27 protein-coding genes are annotated in these 26,968 nt (G+C 31.0%); 13 read left to right on the forward strand and 14 right to left on the reverse strand.

Annotation, left to right across the window (positions count from 1 at the left end):
• Positions 1-136: 136 nt before the first annotated feature.
• Genes NZD85_RS05780 through NZD85_RS05790 form a run of 3 tightly spaced genes read right to left on the reverse strand, consistent with a single transcriptional unit; the run spans position 137 to position 2,785 of the window.
• Entirely contained in the window at positions 137-826 is a 690-nt protein-coding gene (locus NZD85_RS05780) for an SDR family NAD(P)-dependent oxidoreductase (RefSeq protein ID WP_260544122.1), read from the reverse strand.
• Complete coding sequence (locus NZD85_RS05785; protein WP_225539067.1) at positions 795-1,784, reverse strand: ABC transporter ATP-binding protein; 990 nt, start codon at positions 1,782-1,784, stop codon at positions 795-797. Before NZD85_RS05785 ends, NZD85_RS05780 begins: the two co-directional genes overlap by 32 nt.
• Positions 1,781-2,785 carry a FecCD family ABC transporter permease gene (locus NZD85_RS05790; protein WP_171622892.1) on the reverse strand — a complete coding sequence of 335 codons (1,005 nt, stop codon included), beginning with the start codon at positions 2,783-2,785 and terminating at the stop codon, positions 1,781-1,783. The genes NZD85_RS05785 and NZD85_RS05790 overlap by 4 nt, the downstream gene beginning before the upstream one ends.
• A gap of 148 nt (positions 2,786-2,933) precedes the next feature.
• Between NZD85_RS05790 and NZD85_RS05795 the strand changes: the two genes are divergently transcribed.
• The 3 genes from NZD85_RS05795 to NZD85_RS05805 all read left to right on the forward strand — a co-directional run bounded on the left by NZD85_RS05795 (position 2,934) and on the right by NZD85_RS05805 (position 5,033).
• Positions 2,934-3,233: a hypothetical protein gene (locus NZD85_RS05795; RefSeq protein WP_225539065.1), complete on the forward strand. Its 300-nt coding sequence runs from the start codon at positions 2,934-2,936 to the stop codon at positions 3,231-3,233.
• Positions 3,234-3,480: 247 nt separating this feature from the next.
• Positions 3,481-4,452 carry a TQO small subunit DoxD gene (locus NZD85_RS05800; protein WP_260544127.1) on the forward strand — a complete coding sequence of 324 codons (972 nt, stop codon included), beginning with the start codon at positions 3,481-3,483 and terminating at the stop codon, positions 4,450-4,452.
• A 2-nt stretch (positions 4,453-4,454) separates the two neighbouring features.
• On the forward strand, positions 4,455-5,033 hold the full coding sequence (locus NZD85_RS05805; protein WP_260544129.1) for a TlpA family protein disulfide reductase: 579 nt from the start codon (positions 4,455-4,457) through the stop codon (positions 5,031-5,033).
• A gap of 53 nt (positions 5,034-5,086) precedes the next feature.
• Here the strand turns inward: NZD85_RS05805 and NZD85_RS05810 are convergent, their stop codons facing one another.
• A complete protein-coding gene (locus NZD85_RS05810) occupies positions 5,087-5,596 on the reverse strand; it encodes a methylated-DNA--[protein]-cysteine S-methyltransferase (RefSeq protein WP_260544132.1) in 510 nt (169 codons plus the stop codon).
• Between the two features lie 84 nt (positions 5,597-5,680).
• Between NZD85_RS05810 and NZD85_RS05815 the strand changes: the two genes are divergently transcribed.
• Entirely contained in the window at positions 5,681-6,136 is a 456-nt protein-coding gene (locus NZD85_RS05815; protein WP_260544134.1) for a copper resistance protein NlpE, read from the forward strand.
• 72 nt (positions 6,137-6,208) lie between these two features.
• On the opposite strand, the gene galE is transcribed toward NZD85_RS05815, so the two are convergent.
• Both galE and NZD85_RS05825 read right to left on the reverse strand, forming a co-directional pair.
• Positions 6,209-7,222: a UDP-glucose 4-epimerase GalE gene (gene galE, locus NZD85_RS05820; protein ID WP_260544138.1), complete on the reverse strand. Its 1,014-nt coding sequence runs from the start codon at positions 7,220-7,222 to the stop codon at positions 6,209-6,211.
• A 96-nt stretch (positions 7,223-7,318) separates the two neighbouring features.
• Positions 7,319-8,434: a DegT/DnrJ/EryC1/StrS family aminotransferase gene (locus NZD85_RS05825; RefSeq protein WP_260544140.1), complete on the reverse strand. Its 1,116-nt coding sequence runs from the start codon at positions 8,432-8,434 to the stop codon at positions 7,319-7,321.
• Between the two features lie 139 nt (positions 8,435-8,573).
• On the opposite strand from NZD85_RS05825, the gene NZD85_RS05830 reads away from it, so the two are divergent.
• The 7 genes from NZD85_RS05830 (at position 8,574) to NZD85_RS05860 (ending at position 18,319) form a co-directional block, all read left to right on the forward strand.
• A complete protein-coding gene (locus NZD85_RS05830) occupies positions 8,574-9,785 on the forward strand; it encodes a 3-deoxy-D-manno-octulosonic acid transferase (protein WP_260544143.1) in 1,212 nt (403 codons plus the stop codon).
• Positions 9,786-9,938: 153 nt separating this feature from the next.
• Complete coding sequence (locus tag NZD85_RS05835) at positions 9,939-10,556, forward strand: porin family protein (protein WP_171622884.1); 618 nt, start codon at positions 9,939-9,941, stop codon at positions 10,554-10,556.
• 132 nt (positions 10,557-10,688) lie between these two features.
• Complete coding sequence (locus NZD85_RS05840; protein WP_171622883.1) at positions 10,689-11,066, forward strand: BlaI/MecI/CopY family transcriptional regulator; 378 nt, start codon at positions 10,689-10,691, stop codon at positions 11,064-11,066.
• An 84-nt stretch (positions 11,067-11,150) separates the two neighbouring features.
• Positions 11,151-12,845 carry a M56 family metallopeptidase gene (locus tag NZD85_RS05845; RefSeq protein WP_260544147.1) on the forward strand — a complete coding sequence of 565 codons (1,695 nt, stop codon included), beginning with the start codon at positions 11,151-11,153 and terminating at the stop codon, positions 12,843-12,845.
• A 134-nt stretch (positions 12,846-12,979) separates the two neighbouring features.
• Positions 12,980-16,090 (forward strand): UvrD-helicase domain-containing protein, encoded by a 3,111-nt coding sequence (locus NZD85_RS05850; protein WP_260544150.1) that lies wholly within the window; start codon positions 12,980-12,982, stop codon positions 16,088-16,090.
• Complete coding sequence (gene uvrC, locus NZD85_RS05855; RefSeq protein WP_260544152.1) at positions 16,090-17,898, forward strand: excinuclease ABC subunit UvrC; 1,809 nt, start codon at positions 16,090-16,092, stop codon at positions 17,896-17,898. The genes NZD85_RS05850 and uvrC overlap by 1 nt, the downstream gene beginning before the upstream one ends.
• Positions 17,879-18,319, forward strand: coding sequence for a hypothetical protein (locus tag NZD85_RS05860; RefSeq protein WP_225532452.1), 441 nt, complete (start codon positions 17,879-17,881; stop codon positions 18,317-18,319). Before uvrC ends, NZD85_RS05860 begins: the two co-directional genes overlap by 20 nt.
• A 526-nt stretch (positions 18,320-18,845) precedes the next feature.
• Here NZD85_RS05860 and NZD85_RS05865 read toward each other — a convergent pair.
• The 7 genes from NZD85_RS05865 to NZD85_RS05895 all read right to left on the reverse strand — a co-directional run bounded on the left by NZD85_RS05865 (position 18,846) and on the right by NZD85_RS05895 (position 23,665).
• Positions 18,846-19,154: a thioredoxin family protein gene (locus NZD85_RS05865; RefSeq protein ID WP_260544155.1), complete on the reverse strand. Its 309-nt coding sequence runs from the start codon at positions 19,152-19,154 to the stop codon at positions 18,846-18,848.
• A gap of 22 nt (positions 19,155-19,176) precedes the next feature.
• Positions 19,177-19,443, reverse strand: a complete 267-nt coding sequence (locus NZD85_RS05870) for a rhodanese-like domain-containing protein (RefSeq protein ID WP_225539054.1) — start codon at positions 19,441-19,443, stop codon at positions 19,177-19,179.
• Positions 19,444-19,468: 25 nt separating this feature from the next.
• Positions 19,469-20,863 (reverse strand): MBL fold metallo-hydrolase, encoded by a 1,395-nt coding sequence (locus NZD85_RS05875; RefSeq protein ID WP_260544160.1) that lies wholly within the window; start codon positions 20,861-20,863, stop codon positions 19,469-19,471.
• A gap of 114 nt (positions 20,864-20,977) precedes the next feature.
• Entirely contained in the window at positions 20,978-21,895 is a 918-nt protein-coding gene (locus NZD85_RS05880) for a YeiH family protein (protein ID WP_260544163.1), read from the reverse strand.
• A 171-nt stretch (positions 21,896-22,066) separates the two neighbouring features.
• Entirely contained in the window at positions 22,067-22,696 is a 630-nt protein-coding gene (locus tag NZD85_RS05885) for a Crp/Fnr family transcriptional regulator (RefSeq protein ID WP_171622875.1), read from the reverse strand.
• A 2-nt stretch (positions 22,697-22,698) separates the two neighbouring features.
• On the reverse strand, positions 22,699-23,112 hold the full coding sequence (locus NZD85_RS05890; protein WP_171622874.1) for a YeeE/YedE family protein: 414 nt from the start codon (positions 23,110-23,112) through the stop codon (positions 22,699-22,701).
• Positions 23,113-23,116: 4 nt separating this feature from the next.
• The gene (locus tag NZD85_RS05895; protein ID WP_260544170.1) at positions 23,117-23,665 is read right to left on the reverse strand and encodes a YeeE/YedE family protein; all 549 of its coding nucleotides are present in this window, start codon (positions 23,663-23,665) and stop codon (positions 23,117-23,119) included.
• A 119-nt stretch (positions 23,666-23,784) separates the two neighbouring features.
• On the opposite strand from NZD85_RS05895, the gene NZD85_RS05900 reads away from it, so the two are divergent.
• Together NZD85_RS05900 and lysA are read left to right on the forward strand one after the other, a co-directional pair.
• On the forward strand, positions 23,785-24,918 hold the full coding sequence (locus NZD85_RS05900; RefSeq protein ID WP_260544173.1) for an MBL fold metallo-hydrolase: 1,134 nt from the start codon (positions 23,785-23,787) through the stop codon (positions 24,916-24,918).
• Between the two features lie 162 nt (positions 24,919-25,080).
• The gene (gene lysA / locus NZD85_RS05905) at positions 25,081-26,292 is read left to right on the forward strand and encodes a diaminopimelate decarboxylase (RefSeq protein WP_260544175.1); all 1,212 of its coding nucleotides are present in this window, start codon (positions 25,081-25,083) and stop codon (positions 26,290-26,292) included.
• Positions 26,293-26,355: 63 nt separating this feature from the next.
• Here lysA and NZD85_RS05910 read toward each other — a convergent pair whose 3' ends face one another.
• Positions 26,356-26,694: a hypothetical protein gene (locus tag NZD85_RS05910; RefSeq protein WP_260544177.1), complete on the reverse strand. Its 339-nt coding sequence runs from the start codon at positions 26,692-26,694 to the stop codon at positions 26,356-26,358.
• Between the last annotated feature and the right edge of the window lie 274 nt (positions 26,695-26,968).

The raw sequence follows: 26,968 nt of genomic DNA on the forward strand, positions 1-26,968 counted from the left end.
TATAATTGGATATATTTTTTCAAAATTTGGATTATACGCAGCTTTCCGTTGATGTATATTTTGAGAAAACGAGTATTGAAACATTAAAAAAGTCGCTCAAGAGCGACTTTAGAAAGGTATTATATAAATTAAATTCTTATGGTGTAGAAATCGAAGCTTGTTGAATTTTTCCGTTAAAATATTTCCAACCATTCAATCCAAAATCAACAAGATATTCGGCCATTTCATTTGGTTGTAAAGGCGCAATATATCCAGGGAAAGCTTCTTCTAACATTTCAGTTTGTACGGCTCCTAATGCGACTGCATTAATTCTTGGACCATGATCTTTTAATTCTTCTGCCAACAATTCTGTTAAATTAACTGTTGCCGATTTAGAAGATGAATAAACTGATAATCCTGGAAATTTCACAGAACCTTGTACGGCTCCCATTGTTGAAATATTTACAACATGTGATGATGTATCAAATTTTGGCATCAAAATTTGTATCAAACGATATGGTGCCATAAAATTCACTTGCCATGAAGTTAATAAATCTTCTTCTTTTATTTCTTCAAAAGGTTTATTAATACAAATTCCTGCATTGTTGTATAAAACATCTACTTTCTCCCAAGAATTAACCGCTTCTTTCACTTGTGAAATCTCATCAAAATTAGTCAAATCAATTCCTATAAACCAATATTGATTTTCTTTTGCGTAAACCTCTAATTCTTTTAATTTATCTACATTTCGAGAAATTGTCAACACACGGTTTCCTAATTCTAAATGTTGTTTTGCCAATTCAAAACCAATTCCTCTACTTGCTCCCGTTACGATTATATTTTTCATACTGTTGTACAAATTTTACGATTTGTTCTATCGATTCAAATTTTTGTCCTTCAAAGATGATGTTATTTTCTGTTATTTCAATATGATTTTCGGCAGTATTTTCGACAGAAATTCCATTTCGAATCAACGCATTTTTCACCCAAAAAGCTAATTCAGAATTTCCTTTAATCCCTATAACTTTTGTGCAATTAGTGGGAGTCGAAAAACGGTTATTCGCTTTATCGTACATCAAATTATGGTTGGATAATTTCTGAATAATATGATGTTCAAATGCTATTTGTTCTGGAATTCCTTCAGAAAGGTTACCCTTTTCTATCCACCAAATTTTATCCGCATTTTCTAAGGCAAAATCTACTTCATGGGTAATCATCAAAAACGATTTATCCATTTTAGTTTTCAATTCATTTAATAAATTAAATATTTTATATCGATTGGCTAAATCTAAATTAGATGTTGGTTCATCTAAAATTACCAATTTAGCATCTTGACATAAAGCACGCGCAATCATTACCAATTGCAATTGGCCTTCGCTAATTTCATTCGCAAATAGATGAGCCAAATCGGTAATTCCGACCAGTTCTAACACCTCATCAATTAAGTATTGTTCCTCTTTCGAAACTTTCTTCAAAACTTTATGATAAGGCAAACGTCCCATCGCTACCAATTCAGAAACTCTAATTTTTGGAACAATTGCCATTCGTGGTAAAACCACAGCGATATGTTGTGCAATCTCTTGGGAAGATAATTTTTGCAATAAATTATTATCCAAATATATTTTACCTTCAAGACTTTTCTCAAAACCTAAAATGGTATTAATCAATGTTGATTTCCCTGCTCCATTCTTCCCTAAAATCGTAATCAATTCATTTGTGAAGATCGTAGTATTAATCGTTGAAACAATTTTTTTTGCATTATAACCAACTGAAAGATTTTCCAATTTTAATACCTCACTTTTCATCGCACTCCATTTTTATTATTCAACAAAATACTTATCACAATTGGTGCTCCGAACAATGCGGTAATAATATTAATAGGTAAAGTTCCAAATGGAAAAATTTCAGTCAAGATTGAAAAAAGTAACATAAAAAATATACCTGACACGAAAATCCATCGGTATAAAATTTTCATATCGCCTGTTCGTAATAATGTTCTACAAATATGAGGAACGGCTAATCCTATAAAGCTAATAGGCCCTGCAAATGCGGTCGCTGAAGCTGTTAACAATGCGGTTGAAATAAGAATTGTTAATCTTAATTTTTTAATATTTATTCCCAACGACTGTGCATATTTTTCGCCCAATAACAAAGCTGTAATTCCTCGTAAAGTAAACAAGGAAACGATAATTCCACTTAGAACAAATAATCCGAAAACACCTAATTGTTCCCAAGATAAACCACTTAATGAACCGAATCCCCAAACTAAATAGGTTTTTATCTTATCCGAAGGTGCAAAATATTGCATCATTCCGATTAATGCGCCTGCTAAACCAGCAATCATAAAACCAATAATCACTAAGGATGCAGATGATTTAACGCGAAAAGAAAGTGAAATAACCATTAACAAAGCAACTATTGCACCTAAGAATGAAGCTATAATTGTAATCCAAGGATTGTTTAAAAATTCATCTAATCCAATCATCGAAAAAAGAAAAATTACAATCGCAACACCTAAACTGGCCATTGACGTAATTCCCAATACGGAAGGTTCTGCTAAAGGATTTTTGAATAATTCTTGCATCAAAAAACCTGAAATAGGCAAAGCAATACCAACCAACAAAGCTGTTAGTGATTTTGGCAATCGAAAATTGAGTACAAGGTTATGGTACATTTCGTCTGAATGCCCAAAAATGACACTGAATATTTCGGTGAAAGAAATCGGAACTTTTCCAACACTTAAACTGATCACAAAAAGTAAGAGTGTTAAAATAATCAATACAAAAAATAACGGTTTTTCTTTCATCAAGACAAAGATAGAAATTCTAATAATTTCTTAAAGTTTAATTATAAATTCGTTTTAAATCAAATTTTATGATTAGTTTCGTTTCATGAATTTTAGAAGTCTTGTTTTAATTATTTCTTCGATTTTCATGCTACTTACACCTTGTAGCATGAAAGCTTCTATTCATACTATTTTAGAAGTTGAAAATGTTCAGCAAACAAAATCAACTCCAAGTAAAACAATTCAGAGTAATACAACATCTTGTGTTAACATTAAATTTGAAGTAATTAAGAAATCAAGCAAACAACTTGATTTATCTCATTTTGATTTACCGCAAATATCTTTACAATTCATTCAATACGCACGATCTTCATTGATCGTAGAAGATATTGATTCGAATAAAATACAATCTCCAAAAATACCTTTCTATTTATTGTATAAGCAATTGAAATATTCGTTGTTGTCGTAATTTTCACAATTAATTCAACAATAATTATTCAACAATCTATACTTATTTGTACATTATTGAATTAGAATTCGTCAATTCGAGTGATTTTTCGAACTATAAAAAGAAGAAAAATTGTATCGATAATTAAGATGAATTTTATCTTCTAAAACCTTATTCTCGATACAAAATTCTAAATGAATTTCACTCGAATTGACGGTTTTAGACTACAAAACAAAAATGTAGATTTAAGTAACTTATATAACATATCATGCAAAACAAATCTGTTTTATCAATGGGTAATGCTGTATTGGCATTGCGTTTAGTCATTGGTTGGACGTACTTTTCTGCCTTTTGGAGGCGGTTAATTTTAGAAAACAAACTTGATCCAGAAGCAACTGGATACATTGGCGAAAAATTTAATCATTTTTTACCGAACGCTCTTTTCATCAAACCTCTTATTCAATATTTGGTCGAAAATCCCGAAGCTTTATTGTGGAACATGTGGATTTTCACCATTATAGAAGGCGTGGTAGGCTTGTGTTTGATGCTTGGTTACAAAACGCGTTTCATGAGTATCGGTGTTTTCTTCTTAGCAATGGGAATTTTGTTAGGTTCGGGATGGATTGGAACAACTTGTTTGGACGAATGGCAAATTGGCGTATTAGGTTTGGCAGGAGGATTCACGCTAATGCAAGCGGGCTCTGGTAAAATATCCTTGGATTATTTATTCAATAAAAATCAATTTGTTGAACAAGAAAATAAATGGAATTCTATTTCTTATAAAAAATATACACCTCATTTTATCGGATTTAGTTTTTTCATATTATTCGTTACGTTGTTTACAAATCAAGTATTTCATGGTGGTGTTTATGGAACTTTACACAATAAATCGGTCAAGCCAAAAGTAGAAATAACCAATTTAAAACAACTTCAAAATAAGGTTTCATTTGACGTTATGCGAATAGAAGGTGCTGATGTATATGGTTCTTTTTTAATCCAAATTGATTTTTACAATGACCAAAATAAAATCATTGAATCATTAGATATGAAAGAGTTATCAAATTTAGACCAACAACAAATTTCGAATTATTATGTAGCAAAAGTTACACCACATAAACACAGTTTAGTGTTACCTTTGGGAGCGAAAGCAAACTTAAATTTTGAAATAGAGAATAGAATTCACAAAGTAGTACTAACCGATATAAGCGGATTACAATGGGAACAAACAATAAATTTATAGCAATGTTAAAAAGAAATTACTCAACTATTATCGTAGGAGCGTTGGCTTTGGTCTTACTTTTTGTACCAGAAGCTAAAGCAATGATGCAGCAAGGTTTAATGAAATTAGGATTATTCGATCCAAAATTAGAAAAAGTTGAAAAGTCTTCTCAACCAGAAACCGAAGCAAATTATATTTTCGAAATGGTAGATGTGGATGGAAAAACTGTCAACATGGAAGATCTGAAAGGAAAAGTAGTGTTTATGAATTTTTGGGCTACTTGGTGCCCTCCTTGTATTGCAGAAATGCCTTCTATTCAAACTTTATATGACAAAGTAAAAGAGGATAAAGATATCGTGATTTTAACAGTGGAAGTAGAAGGAAAACGTGATAAAGTAGCGAAATTCATGGAACGTAAAAAACTTTCGTTACCAGTGGTTTATCCCAACTCATCTATTCCGACTGAATTTTTTAATGGTTCGTTACCAACAACTATTATCTTAGACAAAAAAGGAAACATTGCACACACCACAATGGGAATGGCAGATTATTCTGGTCAAGATATTGTTGATTTCTTGAACGAATTGAAAACGATGGAATAATTATTCTAAAATAAATTAAAAAAGCTTCGAGAGAAAATTCTCGAAGTTTTTTTTTAGAATACATTCAATTGTGTTGATTCTAATTCTAACAAAAATTTCTTGCGCTTATTACCTCCTGCGTATCCTGTCAGAGATCCATTTGTTCCAATAACCCGATGACAAGGCACCACAATTGCTATTTTATTTTTCGCGTTTGCATTTGCAACTGCACGTATCGCCAACAAATTACCCAAAGCCATCGATTGCTCCTTATATGACCGTGTTTTTCCAAATGGAATTTTAATTAATTCGTTCCAAACCTTTAACTGAAAATCAGTTCCAATCAAATCAAGCGGAATGCTAAATTCGTTCAAATTCCCTTCAAAATAAGCGTCTAACTCCTTTTCTAAATTTAACAAAACTTCATCGTGCTTATTTTCTACAATTTCACCCAATTTTTCAATCTCTTTAAGTTGTTTTTCGGTTGATTTCCCATCAAAAAATGCTAATACACAAAGTCCTTTTTGTGACTTAATTGCAAGCATTTCTCCCAAAGGTGTTTGTATTTTTTTTGCGTGAAACATTTTATTAAATTTTAATTGAAAGTTAGAAAAATATAGTCGTAATTTGGTACCATATTTGTTGTTAAACATATCATAAAATTAATTATGAAGAAATCTATATTAGTGAGCATCTTTGCATCATTTATCTTATTCTCATGCCAATCAAAAGGTATCCAACAAGAAGAAAAAAAAGCTGAAGTGGCTCAAAACTCTACAAAAACATTTAAAGATGAACATAATTCAAGAAACTCTTTGGATTGGGATGGAAAATATGAAGGTACTTTACCATGTGCGGATTGCGAAGGAATAAAATATATTGTTGAGATAAAAAAAGACGGTAACTTTTTCATTGAACAAGAATATTTAGGAAAAGAAACGGTTTACCAAGATGAAGGTTTTTATAAATGGGATGCTACTGGAAATATTTTGCACTTAAACTCGAATATTAGCCCTTTGGTCCTGAAAGTTGAAGAAAATAGATTGAAAGTTTTAGATCAAGAAGGAAAAGAAATTACTGGAAATTTAAAAGATTTATACGTATTGAAAAAAGTAAAAAAATAATTTCAAAAGTTAAATTTCTACTCTATAACAATTAAAACGCTGTCAAGGTTTTAAACCTGACAGCGTTTTCTTTTATTGTTCTAAACTTTTTTGCCATTCCCAAGCTGTACGCATACTATCTGCAAGTTGAGTTTCAGGTTTCCATCCCAATTCTTTTTCTGCATACGAATTATCTGCATAGGCTTCGATAATATCTCCCGCGCGACGCTCTTTGATCTGATAATTCAATTTCAAATCATTTGCATCTTCAAAAGCATGAACAACTTCTAAAACTGTCGAACCCGTTCCTGTTCCAAGATTAAAGAACTCTAATTTCGCCTTATTTTTATTTTCAATCAAACGAGTTACAGCTTTTACGTGCGCATCTGCTAAATCATTCACATCAATATAATCTCTAATTGCTGTTCCATCACGCGTTGGGTAATCGTCTCCCCAAACAGATAAAGCTTCTCTAATTCCTGCCGCCGTTTGCGTAACATATGGAATCAAATTATTTGGAATTCCTTTTGGTAATTCACCAATTTTCGCTGTAGGATGGGCGCCTACTGGATTGAAATAACGTAAACAAATCACATTTTTATCGAAAGCTGTAGAGAAATCTTCTAAAATCTCTTCACCCATTTGTTTCGTTTTCCCGTAAGGAGATTCTGGTTTCTTTAGTGGTGTTTGTTCATTAATTGGCATATGATCTGCCTGTCCATAAACGGTACAAGATGAACTAAAAATGATATTATCTGCATTATAATCTTTCATTGCATCTAAAAGATTAATTAATCCTAAAAGGTTATTACGATAGTACATCAACGGTTTTTCAACAGATTCACCAACCGCTTTATGTGCTGCAAAATTGATAATTCCGTCAATTTTATTAGTCTTAAAAAATTCATTTACTTTTTCTTGATCTTTTAAATCTATTTGATAAAAAGATGGTTTTATAGAAGTAATCGATGTAATTCTATCTAAAAAATCAATATTCGTGTTTGATAAATCATCAATAATCACCACTTCATAACCTGCATTTTGTAGTGCTACAACTGTATGCGAACCGATATAGCCTAAACCACCGGTTACTAATATTTTATTCATTTTATGTAATTTCATTGAATTAGTTAGTCCAAATTTAAGCAAATAAAAAAGCTTCTGAAACCAATCAGAAGCTTTTTCATATTTTTTTAATGTAAATTATTTTCCAAAGAATTCACGCACAGCAGAAGTAATATAAACCAATTGTTCTTCTTCTAACTCTGTATGCATCGGTAAAGACATCACTTCTTCAACCAATTTATTGGTATTTGGGAAGTCTGCATCATTGTAATGACCGTTATCATACGCTTTTTGTTTACGTAATGGAACAGGATAATAAATCATTGCTGGAATTTCTTTTTCTGTTAAGAAAGCTTGCAATTCGTTACGTTTACCATTTGTTACACGTAAAGTATATTGATGAAAAACATGTGTTGTATCTTCTCCTTTTGATGGTGTAATTAGCGCATCAATATCTTTAAAAGCTTCTGAATAATAAGCCGCTGCTTTGTTACGTGCAGCATTATACTCGTCTAAGAATGGTAGTTTGCGGCGTAAAACTGCTGCTTGAACTGAATCTAAACGTGAGTTAACCCCAACTTCATCGTGGTAGTAACGCTTGTACATTCCGTGATTTACAATTCCACGTAAACGATGTGCAATATCATCATCATTCGTAAAAATCGCTCCACCATCTCCGTAACATCCTAAATTTTTAGAAGGGAAGAAAGATGTACAACCAATATGACCAATTGTACCAGCTTTTTGACCTTTGTATTCTGCACCAATTGCTTGCGCTGTATCTTCTACAACATATAAGTTATGCTCTTTTGCAATTGCCATAATCTCATCCATATTAGCACATTGCCCAAATAAATGAACTGGAATAATTGCTTTAGTTTTTGGTGTAATAGCAGCTTTCAATTTTTCTGTATCAATTGTAAATGTATCATAATCGACATCTACTAAAACAGAATTTAATTTTAATAAATCAATCACTTCTACCGTTGCCGCAAAAGTAAAATCTGCCGTAATTACCTCGTCACCTGGCTCCAATCCTAATGCCATCAAAGCGATTTGTAAAGCATCTGTCCCATTTCCACAAGGAATAACATGTTTTACGTTAAGATATTCTTGTAATTCAGTTTCGAATTGTTTTACTTCTGGTCCATTTATAAAAGCAGCCGAATCTAAAACATTCATAATTGCTGCATCAACGTCACCTTTTATTTTTTGATATTGACTCTGTAAGTCAACCATTTGTATTTTTTTCATAACTTAATGAATCTTTCAACATCTACAACTTTAAAAAGTCGATATTATTACAACAAATGTACAAAAAAAGCTCGTTCTAAATTTCTAACTTTGCAAGATTGTGCAAGGATTTTATAATATATCAATCAAGGCGTACGGAATGGCGCTAAAATTGGCTTCGAATTTTAACGAAAAAGCGAAACTTTGGATAAATGGTCGTGATAATTGGGAGGGAAAAATTGCTTCTAAACTATCTAAAACAGATAAAGTTTTGTGGGTACATTGTTCTTCTTTAGGCGAGTTTGAACAAGGTCGACCTGTGATCGAAACCTTAAAAGAAAAGTATCCTACACATAAAATTGCTGTTTCCTTTTTCTCGCCTTCAGGTTACGAAATTAGAAAAAATTATCAAGGAGCTGACTTAATTTTCTATTTACCTTTAGACACAAAATCGAATGCAGAAAAACTAATAAAAGTCTTGCATCCCGAAATTTTGATTTTGGTGAAATACGAATATTGGTTCAATTTAATTTCGACTTTACATCAACACAAAATACCAACAATTGTGGTTTCCTCTATCTTTAGAGAGAGTCAAAACTTTTTCAAAAAAGCTGGAAATAACTGGTTTGCTAAAAAATTAAGTTTAATTAATCATTTCTTTGTGCAAAACGAAAAGTCTAAAAATTTATTAGACTCTATTCAGATTACACAGAATACAATTGCAGGTGATACGCGTTTTGACCGTGTTAAACAAATTATTCACCAAGACAACCACTTGGATTTTATGGAAACTTTCAAACAACATTCAAAATTCATTGTTGTTGGAAGTTCGTGGCCAAAAGATGAAGAATTATTTATTGAATTAATCAATCAAAAATTAACGAATGATTGGAAAATTGTTTTCGCACCACATAATTTGAATGATGCTGAGATCAATTCTTTTCTGAGTAAAATCAATCAAAAAACTGTTAAATTTTCTGATTTAGAAAAAACTTCGCAACAAGATTTAATTGATTCAAAAGTTTTTATTCTAAATACAATTGGACTACTATCCAAAGTGTATGCATATGCAGATATCACTTATATTGGCGGTGGTTTTGGAGCAGGAATTCACAATACATTAGAAGCTGTAACGTATGGAAATCCTGTTGTATTTGGACCTAAATACAAAAAATTCCAGGAAGCTGTTGACTTGATAGCAGTTGGTGGTGGTTTTTCAATTTCAAATCAAACCGAATTTAATAAAATAATGAACCATTTGATGAATGACGAAAATTTTAGAAAAGCAAGTGGAAAAAAAGCAGGAGATTTTGTTCAAAATTCTCCAAATGCAACGAAAATTATTATGGATTATTTAGCGAAAATTATTTAAGTCATAATATTTTATGAATTTTTAACAAAAAAGGCATAGATATTGTGAAATAAAAAAGCATTATTATTTTTTTGAAGAACAGCTCAATTTTATCTATGAATAAAACTTTACTTTTGAATTAAATAATATAACTCAGACTTAAGTAATAAAAAAATGAAAAAACTAATCTTAGGAATAGCACTTTTTGGTGGATTAAGTGCAGCAAACGCGCAAATTGATTTAGGAGTTAAAGGAGGTCTTAACTTCCCGACTTTATCTGGTGATTCAAGACAAATATATCAAAATCAAACTAAATTCAGAACTGATTTTTATGTGGGAGGTTATGCCAACTATAAGATAACGGATCAAATTAGTTTTCAACCAGAGTTATTATATTCTAAACAAGGAGCTGGATTGAAAACAAATGATAACTCAAAAGCTAAATTAATTACACATAATATTAATATTCCTTTAATGGGACGTTATGAAATTATGGATGGATTAAATGTTGAATTTGGTCCACAATTAGGTTTCTTAGTTTCTGCTAAAAAGAAAACTGAAGAAGGAAAAATTAATGAAAAAGAAAAATTTGTAGATAATTTCAAAACATTTGATTTCGGATTAAATTTTGGTGCTGCTTATAAAGTAAGTGATGAACTAGAAATTAATGCTCGTTTTACGAAAGGTTTGTCAAACATCAACAATTATTTCCCAGAAGTAATGAACGACAATTACAAAATTACAAACACATACTTTAGTGTTGGTGTAGCATATAAGTTAATGGAAATGTAATTGCTTTAATTAAAAAAATTAGAAGGAGCTTTTTGCTCCTTTTTTTGTGCTTAATCGTTAAACAATTCTAAAACAATTTTGCCTTGTTAAATTAAATTCTATATTTGTAGTAATAAAAATACAGTTGTAGATATGAATGTTAAATTATCAAGAAGAGAAGAGGAAGTAATGGAAGTTATCTGGAGCGGAAAACAAGTTTTTGCGAAAGATATTATCGATTCTTATGACGATCCAAAACCTGCGAATACTACAATTTCTACCTTATTAAAAAGGATGCACGACAAAGGTTATATTGATTACGAGCAAATGGGAAACTCGCGACGATACTATGCTTTGGTGAAAAAAGATGATTATTTTTCGAAAGAAGTAAAAGGAATGATTTCCAACTTTTTTAATAATTCGGCAACACAATTTGCTTCATTTTTTGCTAAATCGAACAATATGTCTGTTGAAGAATTAGAAAAATTACGTGATATCATCGACAATGAAATAGACCGTAAAAAGAAATAGCTTATGGTTGCTTATGTCATAAAATTTATTCTTTGCTCTGGTTTTTTGTATTCATTTTACAAACTTTTATTGGAGCGCGAAAGTATGTATAAAATCAATCGATTTTATCTTTTATTCTCGTTAGTTTTCTCGTTGACAGCGCCTTTGTATAAAATAGATTTACCAATTACAGCTAACGAAACAAATATTTCGCCTGAACTATTAGCTTTTTTAATGCAAAACCCTGACGTATTGCAACAAGAAGAAGGAATTAACTTTGGGGATATTTTAAATGTAATTTACATCCTATTTGCAGTTTTATTTTTAGCCAGATTTAGTTACAATTTGTACAACTTGTTATTTAAAATTAAAACAGAAGAAAAAATAAAAGACCACGAAATTACTTATGTTCTCGATTTACAATCAAGTCAACCTTATAGTTTTTGGAATTATATTTTTATTCCCAAAAAACAACTCGAGAATTTACATCAAAATTTAATTGATCACGAAAAAGCACATTGTATTCAGAAACATAGTTTTGATATATTATGGATAGAAATTTTTCAAATCCTTTTTTGGTTCAATCCTTTTATTTATTTCTACAAAAAATCGATCAAACTAAATCATGAGTTTTTGGCAGATGAATATGTGTTAAAAAGAAACTCTGATTTAAAAACTTATCAACATCAAATTTTAGATTGCATTGCAACTCAAAATCCATCAATGATGGCGAGTAATTTCAATTTTATACTAACCAAAAAACGCCTACTTATGATGACGAAAAACACCTCAAATCGAAAAGCTAAAATTCTTTCTTTTGCTTCTTTACCTTTTATACTAAGCGCTTTTGTATTGTTTTCTCAAAAATCTTTTGCTCAGGAAGTAGAAAATAAAGCAAAAAAGGTAGAACAAGCATTGGAAAAACCTGTTCAATCGCAAGCGGATTTGATATTTGATACAAAAGAAGAAAATAAAATAACGAAAAACCTGAATGACACTATTACGTTAATCAAAAATTTATCTGATGGTAAAACAATGACCAAAGAAGAATTAAAAGATATTTTGAAAAGTAATCCGCAAAACAAAATTATTTTAAACGATGCTGGAGATATCATCTTGAATGATTCGATAAAAATAAAAGATAATGTTAGAAAAAAAGAATTAATACCGACAACACTATATGGTAAAGATGGCAAAGTTTTACAAAAAATAGATCCAAAAGATATTAATAAAGTAATTGTAAAAAAGAGCGAAGGTTTAATAGAAATTTTCAAAAAAGATTCAAGTGTTATCAGAATTTTTAACTCTGAAAAAGATATTCCGAATATTGATAAAAAAGTAACAACTGCTAAAATGCCAACGGTAAAAAATAATATTACTCTGAAAAATGGTTATTCTATTTACACCGACAAAAATGGTGTTGAACATAAAATTATTAGTTCAGAGATTGATAAAGTTTATTTAGAAAATCAATTAAAATCAAAAGGAATTGATAATGGTTATAGTGTAAGTTTTTCAAAAAATAAAGGAATTGATAAAACGGAAATAGAAAAACAATTAAAAGAATCGCAAGCAAGAGGTTATGATATTACAGCTCTAAAAACTGATCCTAAAAATCCCGAAATACAAAAATTAGGTTCATTTACTGTAAAAACATTTTATTCTGAAGATCCTAAAGAAATGAGTAAATATCTTGAAGAAAAAAAGAAAGAACTTGTATTACAAGAAAAAAACACTAAACAAATGCTAAAGGAGATTGAAAAAAAGCAAAAACAGCTAAAAAAAGAAATTAAGAAATAATCAAAATTTCATCGCATTTATAACATTTACAAAAAAGGAAACTCAGTTGAGTTTCCTTTTTTAGTACGTCATGTTTTGGCATTCTGATTTTCTATTTTTGAGAAGATTGTTTAACTTTCCTAAAAATTCAGAATTTGTTACAAGCAGGCGATTTCAAAATTTACAATGCATCAGCTGGTGCAGGTAAAACCTACACATTAGTTAAAGAATTTCTCTCGTTGTTATTAACCAACGAAAGCGATTATCATTTCGAACATATATTAGCCATCACGTTTACCAACAAAGCTGCTGGTGAAATGAAAGAGCGTATCATCGAAACATTGGAAGAAATTGCCAAAAGTTCGAATCCAAAAGAAGATTCTTATATTCTTGAACTTTCTTCTGAATTGAACATGAAGCCAGAAATTATCAAGGCGAAAGCGTATAATATTCTGATTGCCATTCTTCATAATTACTCCAAATTTTCAATTTCTACGATTGATAAATTTAATCTACGATTGATGAAATCTTTTGCACAAGATTTGGGTTTATCGATGAATTTTGATGTCGAAATGAATACAACAGAAATTATCAACGAATCGGTTGATTTACTCTATTCAAAAATTGGAGAAGACGAAAAATTAACGCAAACCATGATCAAAATTGCGTTGGATAATATGGACGAAAATAAATCATGGGATATCCGTAAAACCCTTTCTTCTGACACTTCTGATATTTCAAACGATCGTCATTTACAAGATTTAGAAAAGTTGAAAAATATTTCATTAGACGAATTTATTCGTTACCGAAAGGTTATTTTTGATGATATCAAAACGTTGAAAGATGGATTGATTACAATCGGAAATGAGTTTTTTGAGTTGCTGGCAAACAATGGAATTTCTGTAAACGAATTACCTGGAAAAAGTCGTGGTATTGCCGCTTTTTTCCAAAAATTAAAGAATTATGATGGTTTTGGATTGATTTTACCAACCGATGCCAACACAAAAGATGTTTTAGAAGGCGGTTATCTTTCGAAAGTAAAAGATGCAACTGCCGAATCTATTTTTCCACAGATTAAAGATTTGTTCGAAAAAGCTGCAAATATTAATGATCACTTACTTTTATTAACGTCTATTCAAAAAAACATTTCGTCAATTTCGTTGATTAATGAAGTCGAAAAATCGTTGGATTCGATCAAAAAAGATTCGAATGTTTTATTGATAAACGAATTCAATACCATCATCAGTAAAAATCTGCAACAACAACCTGCTAATTTTATTTACGAACGAATTGGCTCGCGCTACAATCACTATTTTATTGATGAATTTCAAGATACTTCAACTTTACAATGGAACAATCTAAATCCGTTGGTGGAAAATGCGCGTGCGCAATCTGACACGATTATGTTGGTTGGTGATGCAAAACAATCTATATACCGTTGGCGAGGAGGAAATCCAGCACAAATGATAGATTTAATTGATCGAAAAGAAGAAGAAAATATCAAGGTTGAAGAATTAGAAAAAAACTGGCGAAGCCACGAAAATATCATCCAATTTAACAATGAATTGTATTCGTTTATAGCGCCTAAACTTAATTTACCAAGTTTTCAGTATTTGTATGAAATCGGTAATAAACAATTCACCAATCATCAAAAAGATGGTTTTGTGAAAATAAATTTTATCGAACAAGAAGGTCGATCAAAAGACTTATTCAAAGAAAAAAACTTAGAATTGGTTCTGAAAACGATTGAAGATTGTCGTGCAAATGGTTTTTCTTTAAGTGATATTGCAATTTTGGTTCGTAGTAATGCGCAAGGCGTTTTGTTGGCAAAATATTTGACCGAAAATAATTTAGTTGTCATTTCCAATGAAGCTTTATTGTTAAAAAATTCATTTGAAATACAATTAATCGAATATTTGTTTAAAATAACATCAAATCCACAAGATGAACAATCTAAAATACGCTTTTTGATGGTTGCGTACGAATTAGAATTATTCAGAACAGATGATTTAACCATCACCGTTGAAAAAGCGTTGAAAGAAGGTTTGCCGAAATTTTTGAAATTAACCAAATCACTTGGAATTGATTTAGATTTTATTCAGGATCAAAACCTTTCGTTGTATGATTTCACCGAAAAAGCTGTTCGTACATTGCATTTACAAGAACGTTCACCTGCTTATATTTTGAGCTTTTTGGATGTTATTTTAGACTATTCATCAAAAAATGAATCAGATCTTAATTCGTTTCTCGAATTTTGGTCAACGATCAAAGATAAAGCAAGTATCAAAACGCCAAAAGGTGTCGATGCAATTCAAATTATGACGATTCACAAGTCTAAAGGTTTGGAATTTCCAGTTGTTATTTTACCATTTTTGGATTGGCAAAGTAAGAATTCTAAAATTTGGATTCCACTGCAAAAAGATGAAGATAATCCATTCGAAACGTTTTATGTTGGGATTAACAATGAATTAAAAACCATCAAAAACGAAGCGATAAAATCAAAAATTGACGAAGAAGAAAACTTGGTTCAATTGGATGAAATTAATACGCTTTATGTTGCAACAACACGTGCAAAAGAACAATTGTACATGATTGCGCAAAAGCCTAAAGAGTCTTCGAAATCAAAAAATATTGCCAACTATTTACACGAATTTGTTTTCAGCAAAGGCTTTTCTGAAGATGAAGTTATTTTGAAAGGTACACCAGAACGTATTTCAACACCAAAAGTTATTGAAAACTCTTCGGCAGAACTTAAAATTTATTCTTCGGATTGGAATACACGTTTGGTGATTAACACCAATTCAGAAAAAGCACAAGAAAAGTTAAAATTCACAGAATTTGGAAATACAATTCATACTATTTTATCACAAATTGTAACGCAAAATGATTTACCAAAAATCATCGAAAGTGAAAAACAACGTGGTACTGTTTCTGCTGAAAATGTAGAACATCTGCAAAAAACCTTGCAAAATCTCTTACAAGATGCTAAATTAGTTCCCTATTTTGCTGAAGGTTTAACGGTTTTAAATGAACGCGATTTTATTGATGAAAATGGACAAATTTTCAGAGCCGATCGTGTTGTCATTGATGCTGAAAATAATTGTTCAATTATTGATTATAAAACTGGGCAACCCGATTTAGATCATCATTTTCAAGTGAATAGATATGCTGAATTTTTCAACAATTTGGGCTATAAAATTCAAACAAAAATCTTGATTTATATTGATGATGAACAGCAAAAAATAAATGTTGTAGAGGTAGTTTGATGAATGAAAATGTAAAATTAAAATTAGCGAGTTTACCCGAAACGCCAGGTGTTTATCAATATTATAACAAAAAAGGAGATTTGTTATACATTGGTAAAGCGAAAAACCTGAAACGTCGTGTGAATTCATATTTCAATAAACAACACGATTCGAAACGATTGCGTGTTTTGGTGAGTAATATTGATAACATCGAAACGATTAATGTTAATTCCGAATACGATGCGTTGTTATTGGAAAATAATCTGATCAAAGAACATCAGCCACGCTACAATATTCTGTTAAGAGATGACAAAACCTATCCATGGATTTGCATTAAAAACGAACGATTTCCACGTATTTTTTCGACACGAAATGTAATCAAAGATGGTTCTGAATATTTTGGTCCATATTCTAATGTCAAAACCATGAAAGTTTTATTAGGTTTGATCAAAGAATTGTATCAAATCAGAACATGTTCGTACGATTTGAGCGAAAAAAACATCGAAAACCATAAATTCAAAGTTTGTTTAGAATACCATATTGGCAATTGTCTTGGACCTTGCGAAAATTACCAAACCGAAGAAGATTATAATGAGCAAATTTCGGCGATTCGTAATATTATCAAAGGAGAATTTAACGAAGCAAAGCAATATTTAATCAATCAAATGACAAAATATGCATCGGATTTGAAATTTGAAAAAGCACAAATGATCAAAGAGAAAATCGAAGCTTTACAAAATTACCAAGCACGTTCAACAATTGTTTCACCTACCATTACCAATGTTGATGTTTTTTCGATTACATCGGATGAGGAATATGCGTATGTCAATTTCATGAAAATTTATCATGGTGCAATTATACAATCGCATACCGAAGAGTGGAAAAAGAAATTGGATGAGACGGATGAAGATTTATTGGAGCGCGCGATTATTGATTTCTCAGAACGATTTAATCTTACTTCGAAAGAAATTTATGTTCCATTCGAATTAAGTTTAGAAATTCCATTCCGAAAAATTACAGTTCCAAAAATTGGCGATAAAAAACACATTGTTGATTTATCGTTAAAAAACACGCGAATTTATCGTTTGGAACAGCTCAAACAAACCAAAATTATCGATCCAGACCGTCATACAAATCGCATTATGAATCAAATGAAGGTTGATTTGCGATTACCTGCAGAACCTCGTCATATAGAAGGTTTCGATAACTCTAATATTCAAGGAACAAATCCTGTATCGGCTTGTGTTGTCTTTAAAAATGCAAAGCCAAGCAAAAAAGATTACCGAATTTTCAATGTCAAAACAGTTGAAGGTCCAAATGATTTTGCAACAATGGAAGAAGTAATAGAACGTCGTTATACACGCGTTTTGGCTGAAGGTGAACCATTGCCTCAGCTAATCTTGATTGATGGAGGAAAAGGACAATTAAGTTCGGCTTTAAAATCGATTGACCGTTTAGGTTTACGTGGAAAAGTATCTGTCATTGGAATTGCAAAACGTTTGGAAGAAATTTATTATCCAGACGATCCTTATCCTTTGTACTTGGACAAAAATTCTGAAACCTTAAAAGTGCTGCAACATGTACGAGACGAATCGCACCGATTTGGGATTACTCGCCATCGAAATCGTCGCAGTAAAAATGCCTATAATTCGGTTTTAGAAGAAATAAATGGAATCGGTCCGCAAACAATTAAAGAATTATTAACAAAATTTAAATCGGTTGAACGAATAAAAAATGCATCTTTGTTAGAGTTAACCGATTGTATAGGGAAATCTAAAGCAAAAAAAATAAAAGATTATTTTTCAAATGATGAAGAATCTACTAATTGACAGAGATCTAACGTCTCTTTTAAACAATCCAAAGCTACAAGCCACTTTGGCTATTGTTCCAATCACTTTATTTATACTTGGCTTGCTGAGTTATTTTGGAATTTTTTATTCGATGTTTAATACGCTCGATGCACAACTTGGACATATGGGAAATTCGAAATCGCTTCTGAGTGCTTTATTAGGAAATCTTATCATTTTCATCTTTTTAGTTTTAATGAGTTTTTTTACTGGCGTAATTTCTTTTGTTTACTTCATTGTACATGCCTTAAAAAATCCAAATTTGATTAAAAGTGACGAACGTTTAGTTTGGATAACCGTGATTATTTTCGGAAATGGAATAGGTATTTTCATTTATTGGTTAACGCAAATCAAACGAAAAAAACCTCGACCAATTATCGATTTATACACAGATGATATTTAAAATATAAAAATAGCTTTACAATTTAGTAAAGCTGTTTTTTTACCTGATGTAATCTTATCTTTTATTTACAAATCAAAACATCATGAAAATAGTTGAATTATTAGCAACCGAATTTCAAAAATAATTTTGTAAAAAAACTTCTCAACTACTGTAATTAACTTTAAAAAAGTAAGTCAGCACAACCAATTGTGTTGTTTAAATATTTGCTTAATCTGCTTTATTTTTAATGAAAATAAAAAAGGCTTCTTTTACAGAAGCCTTAAAATCATAATTAGTGTTAATTCATATTACCTATTTGTAATATCATTTACTCAAAACTATAACATAAATCATACTAATGCAAATCATGTATGATTTTTTTTTAATAAATGTTAACGTTTTTATTGTATTCACACTTTTTATCTAATATTTTTTATTTTATCTAAATAAGACAAGGAATAAATTAGTAATTAACACATATTGTTTAAAAAAAAATAACAGTAATCGCGTTATCTTTTAAAAGATTCAGACACGATTACTGTTTTTTTTAGATCAAAAATTGTTCTACTATTTTTTGTAAATCATCTTCAAACTTAACTCCATAATGCTTCCAAAGAAGTTTTCCTTGATGAAAAAGCATTAAAGTTGGTACGCCATTTACTTGATACATCGCATCAAACTGAATCGTACTTATTTTGTCTTTATCTACATCAATTTTTATTATCTCGACATAATCAGGAAGTTTTCCTTTTAAGTTTTCTAAAAATTGAAGTTGCAATTGACATGGTGCACACCAATCTGCATAAAAATCAATTAGATAAAAATTATTTCCTTGTATTCTGTCTAATAAATCCATTCAATATAATTTAATTATGTACTTAAATCATGTTCCAAGGTCCGCCATTGATGGCATCAAAACCTTTATTCTTTAGTATAACTGCAGCTTGCCCACTTCTTGCTCCGCTTCTGCATACCGTTACTATCTTCTTGCTCGACAATTCGCCTATTCTGCTTTCTAATTCTTGTAATGGAATATTAACCGAATCTGCATGATGTCCTGCCAAGAACTCCGCGTTTGTACGCACATCCAATAGCAATGCGCCTTCTTGTAGATAATTTTCTACGTTTGAGTTTGATGTCAACATTTTAATAATTTTTTTGAAAAACATATTATTTGACTAATGGTTTTTTATTCAATTTCCAATCTGCCATTCCTGCACTATAATTTTCTACTTCAAAACCTTTTGATTCTAAAAAACTCTGTGCAATTGTTGCTCTATCACCTGCTTGACAGTGTAAAACTACTTTTTTATTCGGATCCAATTCATGGTATCGTTTTGGTAAATAACCTACGAAAATATGTTTTGCTCCTTCTATAAAACCTTCTTTAAATTCGGCTTCACCTCTTACATCTAAAATTTGAACCTCATCATTCCCGATATAATTTTCCATCGCATCAGCATCAATAATAGTTGAAGAAGTCATTTCTTCTGTATTGCTCAATAATTCTGCTGGTGTAATATAACCGTACACATTATCTAAACCAATTCGCATTAGTTTTCGCGTCATGTCCTCTACCTCATTTTCTTCTACAACTAACACGATTGGTTCTTGATAATTTACCATCCAACCCATCCAAGTGTTGAATGTTTTATTGTTTTGAATATTGATTGTTCCTGGAACATGTATTTGCGAAAAATCTATTTTGATTCTTGCATCAATTACTTTCATTCCAAAATCTTTTGCTTTCTCAAATTCAATATATGTCAACTTAGCCCATTTCGGAACTTCTATTAATAAAGGACGTTTTGTCTTGTTCAACTTTTTCATCATAGCAAAATAAGCTGGTGCCTCTGGTTGATCTGCTAATAGATAATCGATGAAACCTTTTTCATTTTGATCAAATTGTAATGCCCAGTTTCTTATTTTTTCGTATCCAACTGTTGAACTTGCTACAGCTCCCAATGCTTTTCCACAAGCTGATCCTGCACCATGCGCTGGCCAAACTTGAAGATAATCGGGTAAAGCTTGAAATTTTTTCAATGATTCGAACATCTGTTTTGCGCCAACCTCTTTCGTTCCAACCAAACCTGCCGCTTCTTCTAACAAATCTGGACGACCAATATCTCCGACAAACACAAAGTCTCCTGTAAAAATCATGACAGGTTCTTTTGTTGCAGGTGTATCAGTCAACAAGAAACTTATACTTTCTGGCGTATGTCCTGGCGTATGCATCACTTCGAAGATTAAATTTCCGACTTCTATTTTATCTCCATTTTTTAATCCAACATGGTCAAAATCGTATTGCCAATCTTTACCTCCTTCATCCGACAAATACATTTTAGCACCTGTCACATAAGCCAATTCCTGACTTCCTGAAAGATAATCTGCATGAATATGCGTTTCCGCAATGTGCGTAATTTTAAGATTATTTTCTTCGGCTATTTTTATATAAGTATCGATATCTCTTTTTGGATCAATTACAATCGCTTCTCCAGCAACTTGACATCCTACAATGTAGCTTGAATGTGCTAAAGACTTCTCAAAAATGTGTTGAAAAAACATATGTGTATATTTTTATGGTTTAACCTTTTTTCTTTTGTTGATACAAAGTTAAGTGACTAAAAAACAGTGGACAGTAACCAATGTTACAGATGAATAAGAATGCTTATCTGTTGTTTAGAAAAATTTCAGAACCAATACCAAAGATAAAATCGAGATGAATATCCAAAGTAAAATTCCATAAGACAAAGTCTTGAAACCAGCTTGTTTGATTGATTGTAAATTAATTAACGAACCAATCATAAACAACGCTACTACCATTAATTGTTTCGAAAAGCCTTGTAAGATTTGATAAACTTTTTCGCCTTGTGGAAAATAAGTTGCAATTAGCATTGTTGCGACAAAACCTAAAATAAAGTAAGGAAATTTATAAGTAGAATTTTCTTTTTTATTAAAATAACCGATGAACAAAGCCAATGGAAAAATCCACAATGTACGGCTCAATTTTACAGTTGTCGCAATCTCTAACGCTTGCTCTCCGTACTGTTTTGCTGCTCCAACCACAGAACTTGTATCATGAATAGCAATCGCTGACCACAAACCAAATTGATATTGGGTTAAATGAAATAAATGTCCAATCGTAGGAAAAATAACCAGCGCTATTGCGTTCAACACAAAAACTACTGCCATTGCAATCGTAATTTGGTTCGCTTTTGGTTGTAAAACCGAAGAAATAGCCGCAATTGCGCTTCCTCCACAAATAGCAGTTCCCGAAGTAATCAGCAACGATGTATTCTTATTGATTTTTAATAATCGATAAAACACAAATCCTAATACAAAAACACTTATTATAGAAATAAAAGTGAGTATAAACCCATCTTTACTTACCGAAACTGCTTCGTGAAGATTCAAACCTAACCCTAAACCTATGATTGCTATATTTAATAACTTTTTGGAATATTTTTTTGAAAAATCACCAAATTCATTTTGAAAAATTAATCCATAACCAATTCCTAAAAGAAGCGCCACAGACGACTCTATAAACGGAAAAAATGTAAGTAGCAATAATCCAAAATAAATTATACGGGCAATCATATCGTCATTTATATAACGCGGCAAAGGTAGAAAAGCATGAGAATACAAATTGTAACATTTGTTACAAAATTTTTAAAAAAACATTAAATTAATCTTGTAAAATAATACATTTAGATAAAAAAAGGAATCTCAAAATTGAGATTCCTTTTTTTGCATGATTAAAATGATTTCTTAATTAATCGTTATTTCGTTTCGATTTAATTGAAGGAAACCTTCTTTTTCTAATGCTTTCAAAAGGCGAGAAATTACCACACGAGAAGTATTGAGTTCGTATGCTATTTCTTGATGTGTCTTCACAATCACTTTCCCTTTGTTGATACTTGCAACATCCAACAGATATTTTTTCAATCGTTGGTTCATGTCATTAAATGCTAAATTGTCAATCGCAACCAACATCTCTTCCATTCTATTGTTATAACTATCAAAAATAAAACGACGCCAAGAAGCATATTTCGCTAACCATTCGTCCATTTTAGTAATCGGAATCATCACCAATTCACCATCTGTTTCGGCAATAGCACGAATTTTACTTTGTCTATCACCCAAACAACACGCCATTGTCATGGCACATGTATCCCCTTTTTCAAGAAAATATAACAACAATTCACCTTCATCAAAATCCTCGCGCATAATCTTAATAGCACCTTTCAAAAGAATGGGCATTCCTTTGATAAATTGGTTTAAATCGATCATGACATCATTTGCTTTGAACTCGATCAATGAACCTAATTCATTAATTTCATCCAACAATTCATCTTCAAATTGATAAGGGTAAGTTGCTTCTATTTTCTCTTTTATCATGTTTAATGTGGGATTTTATTTCTAACTTTTCCGTAAACAAAAGTACCTATTAATGCACCAGCAATTGTAATTAAAATTGGATAAACACCAGCACCTAACAATACAAAAATTGGACCAGGGCAAGCTCCAACTAATGCCCAACCTAAACCGAAGAAAATACCTCCGATTAAATAACGTGCAATCGATTTTGCTTTGGGTTGAATCACAATTTTCTGACCATTAATATCTTTTGCTTCTTTCTTTTTCATTAATTGAATTCCAATCGTTCCGACAACCAATGCTGAACCAATAAATCCGTACATATGGAAAGATTGAAAATTGAACATTTCAAAAATTCTGAACCAAGAGGCTGTTTCTGCCTTATACATGGTTGCACCAAAGATAATACCTAATATGATATAAACTAAACTTCTCATGAAATTAAAAAATTAAAGGAAACAATACATGAACCATTAAAAGTCCACCGATAAAAAATCCGATTACAGCAATTAATGAAGGTAATTGCAAATCACTCAAACCAGAAATTGCGTGTCCAGATGTACAACCACCTGCATAGCGTGTTCCGAAACCAATTAATAATCCACCTACAAATAATAAGGCAATATTTTTAATCGACATAGTTTCGAATATTTCGGTAGGAGAATATGTTTTTCCTGCACTTTCAAAACCCATTTCGTTTAATTGTGCGATTGTCGCTTCTGAAATTGCTGGAATTTGATTATCTGATAAAAAATGTACCGATAGATAACCTCCAATTACAGCACCCACCAAGAATAATAAATTCCATTTTTGTGCTTTCCAATCAAAAGAGAAAAAATCACATGATTTTCCAGCTCCAAAAGCAGAACAAATGGTTCTGAAATTAGATGAAAATCCAAAACTTTTTCCAAAATAAATCAGCAATAACATTACGATTGCGATTATTGGGCCACCAATGTACCATGGCCAAGGTTGTAAGATAAATTCCATTCGTTATACTTTTCTAATCGGTTACAAAATTGATAAAAGTAATTTAATTTGAAAGTTACAAATGTTACATTACCTTTTACAACTTATCAATTTGAAAACATTTTATATTTTTGAACCAAATGAAAAAAATCAATCACCGAAAAGTTTTTAAACAAATGTTTTACTTCATTCTTTCTCTCATTATTTTATTTTCACTACTAACTTTTGCCATTCTACAAATGAATACGTTTGGTGCAGAAGCTACTGGAGAACGTTTGGAACGAATGAAACAATCTAAACATTATAAAAATGGACAGTTTCAAAACCTCAATCACACACCTGCTTTTGCAGAAGGCTATGATGCTAAAAAAGTGATGTGGGATTTTATTTTCGGTAAAAAAGACTCGAATATTTCTCCAAAAGATTCAATTCCTCATATTCAAACAGATATTTTATCAATTGATCCATCTGAAAATATCTTCATTTGGTTGGGACATTCGTCTTATTACATTCAATTAGATGGAATTAATTTCTTAATTGATCCTGTTTTTAGTGAACATGGTTCACCTTTACCAATTTTCAATAAAGCATTTAAAGGAGCAAATACCTACCATACAAAGGATTTTCCGAAGATTGATTATTTAGTGATTTCACATGATCATTACGATCATTTGGATTATGAAACGGTAAAAGAATTACAACATAAAGTGGATAAAGTAATTTTGCCATTAGGTGTTGGTGCACATTTCGAAAAATGGAATTATTTACCAGAACAATTAATCGAAGAAGAATGGTATACTACTATAAAGTTGAAGAATAATCTTGAAATAACCTTTACTCCTGCTCGTCATTTTTCTGGTCGAAAATTTAAACGCAACGTTACACTTTGGACTTCCTATGTTTTGAAAACCCCAACGCAAAAACTATTCTTAGGTGGAGACAGTGGCTATGACACACATTTCAAAGAAATAGGAGAAAAATATGGACAATTTGATTTTGCGATTCTCGAAAATGGACAATACAACGATGCGTGGAAATACATTCATGCATTACCAACGGATATTCCTGCTATTGTTACCGATCTAAAAGCGAAACACATAATTCCTGTACATGCTGCAAAATTTGCATTAGCAAAACATGCTTGGGACGAACCTTTAGAAAAAGTTGTGGAATATGGCAAGCAGAATAAGGTTGATATTTTAACTCCGATGATCGGTGAAACAGTAAATCTGAACGATTCGGTGTTTTATTTCAAAGAATGGTGGAAGGGTTAAAACTTAGATTAACGAATAATATTCGAAACAAAAACTAATCTTTTAAATTAAATTCAAATTTATTGATTTTTAACAAGTTTATTCTGAATTATCGTCAGAAAACCATTTGATTTCCGTAATTTTGGCAACTGAAATTTAACTTTAAACAAAAAATTAAACAAAATGGAACTGAATAGAGAACGTCTATTAGAATTGGTGCAAAAATATGGCGCACCTTTATATGTATATGATGCGAACAAAATAAAATCGCAATATGATAAGATGACCAATGCATTTTCTACAGTCAAACGTTTAAAGTTAAATTATGCATGTAAGGCGAACACAAATCTTAATATTTTAAAGTATTTTAAATCACTTGGTTCAGGATTGGATACAGTTTCTATTCAAGAAGTAGAATTAGGATTAATGGCGGGTTTCAAACCGAAAGAAATCATTTATACGCCAAATGGCGTTTCGTATGCAGAGATCAAAAAAGCAATTGAATTAGGCGTTCGTATCAACATTGATAACCTTTCGGTTTTAGAAACATTTGGGCAAGATTTTCCTAAATATCCAGTTTGTGTACGTATCAATCCGCATATTATGGCGGGCGGAAATGCGAACATCTCGGTAGGACACATCGATTCTAAATTCGGGATTTCTATTCATCAATTACCACATATCAAACGTGTTGTAGAAAATACAGGTTTACATTTGGACGGAGTACATATGCATACAGGTTCTGATATTTTGGACATTGATGTTTTCTTACAAGGAGCAGAAATTTTATTTGAAGTTGCTGCAGAATTCAAGAACTTATCTTACATCGATTTTGGATCAGGATTTAAAGTTCCTTATTATCCAGGAGCAGATGAAACAGACATCGAATATTTAGGAGAACGTTTATCAGCACGTTTCAATGCATTTGAAAAAGCGTATGGAAAACCATTAACACTAATGTTTGAACCAGGAAAATACATGGTTTCTGAAGCAGGATCTTTCTTAGCATCTGTAAATGTTGTAAAACAAACGACGTCTACTGTTTTTGCTGGAATAGACACAGGATTTAATCATTTAATTCGTCCAATGTTTTACAGCGCTCATCATGAAATCGAAAATATTTCGAACCCAGAAGGACGTAGTCGTTATTACACTGTTGTAGGGTACATTTGTGAAACAGATACGTTTGGATCGAATCGTAAAATAAATGAAATTAGCGAAGGTGATATTTTATGTTTCCACAATGCAGGAGCATATTGTTTCTCGATGGCATCAAACTATAATTCGCGTTTCAAACCAGCGGAAGTCTTGTTAATTGATGACAAAGATTATTTAATTCGTCGCCGTGAAACATTACAAGATTTAATCGCTACAACAGAGGATATTAAATTCTAAGTTCAGAATTTTTTATATATTTTTTATAGTATTTTAAAAGCTCAATTAAAAGATTGGGCTTTTTTATTTCCCTAATTTCAATGGTTTACTTAAAAATATCTCATGTACAATACTTCTAATTAAATTTTGTGTTATGGTCATAGAATCATCAAATCTATACTCAATTCTTTCTTCAATAGGATTTAGAGGAGAAACCGTTGTCAGTTGATTATTATGATGTTTTACATAATCTTGCATCAATTCATTATTCTTCTCAAGCGATAAATTTTGTTTATACTTTGAGTCAAAATAGCCAATTGATTGTGCAAATAGAATTATCAATTTATTCTTCAAATTATCATTTTGTATTTCTACTTGTGCAAAAAGACAAATTGGAAAAAGAAATAATAAAAGTATTTTCATGATCAATTATTTAATTTATTAAAGTTAACCCGTTATGTATTTTGAATTAAAATTCGTCAGTTCGAATAACATTTCGAAATAAAATAAAGAAAAATTGTATGAGAATAGAATTTCACCTTCAAAAACCTTTTTCTCGATACAAAATTCTTTCAGAATTCCACTCGAAATGACGGTTTTATTGATGAAATTAACAATATTCACACAATTAAAGTTAAGAAATTTGTTTTAAATAATAGCCTTATCCTATTTTAAACACTTTACAATGACATTCGTC

The sequence above is a fragment of the Empedobacter stercoris genome (assembly GCF_025244765.1).
Classification (GTDB): domain Bacteria; phylum Bacteroidota; class Bacteroidia; order Flavobacteriales; family Weeksellaceae; genus Empedobacter; species Empedobacter stercoris.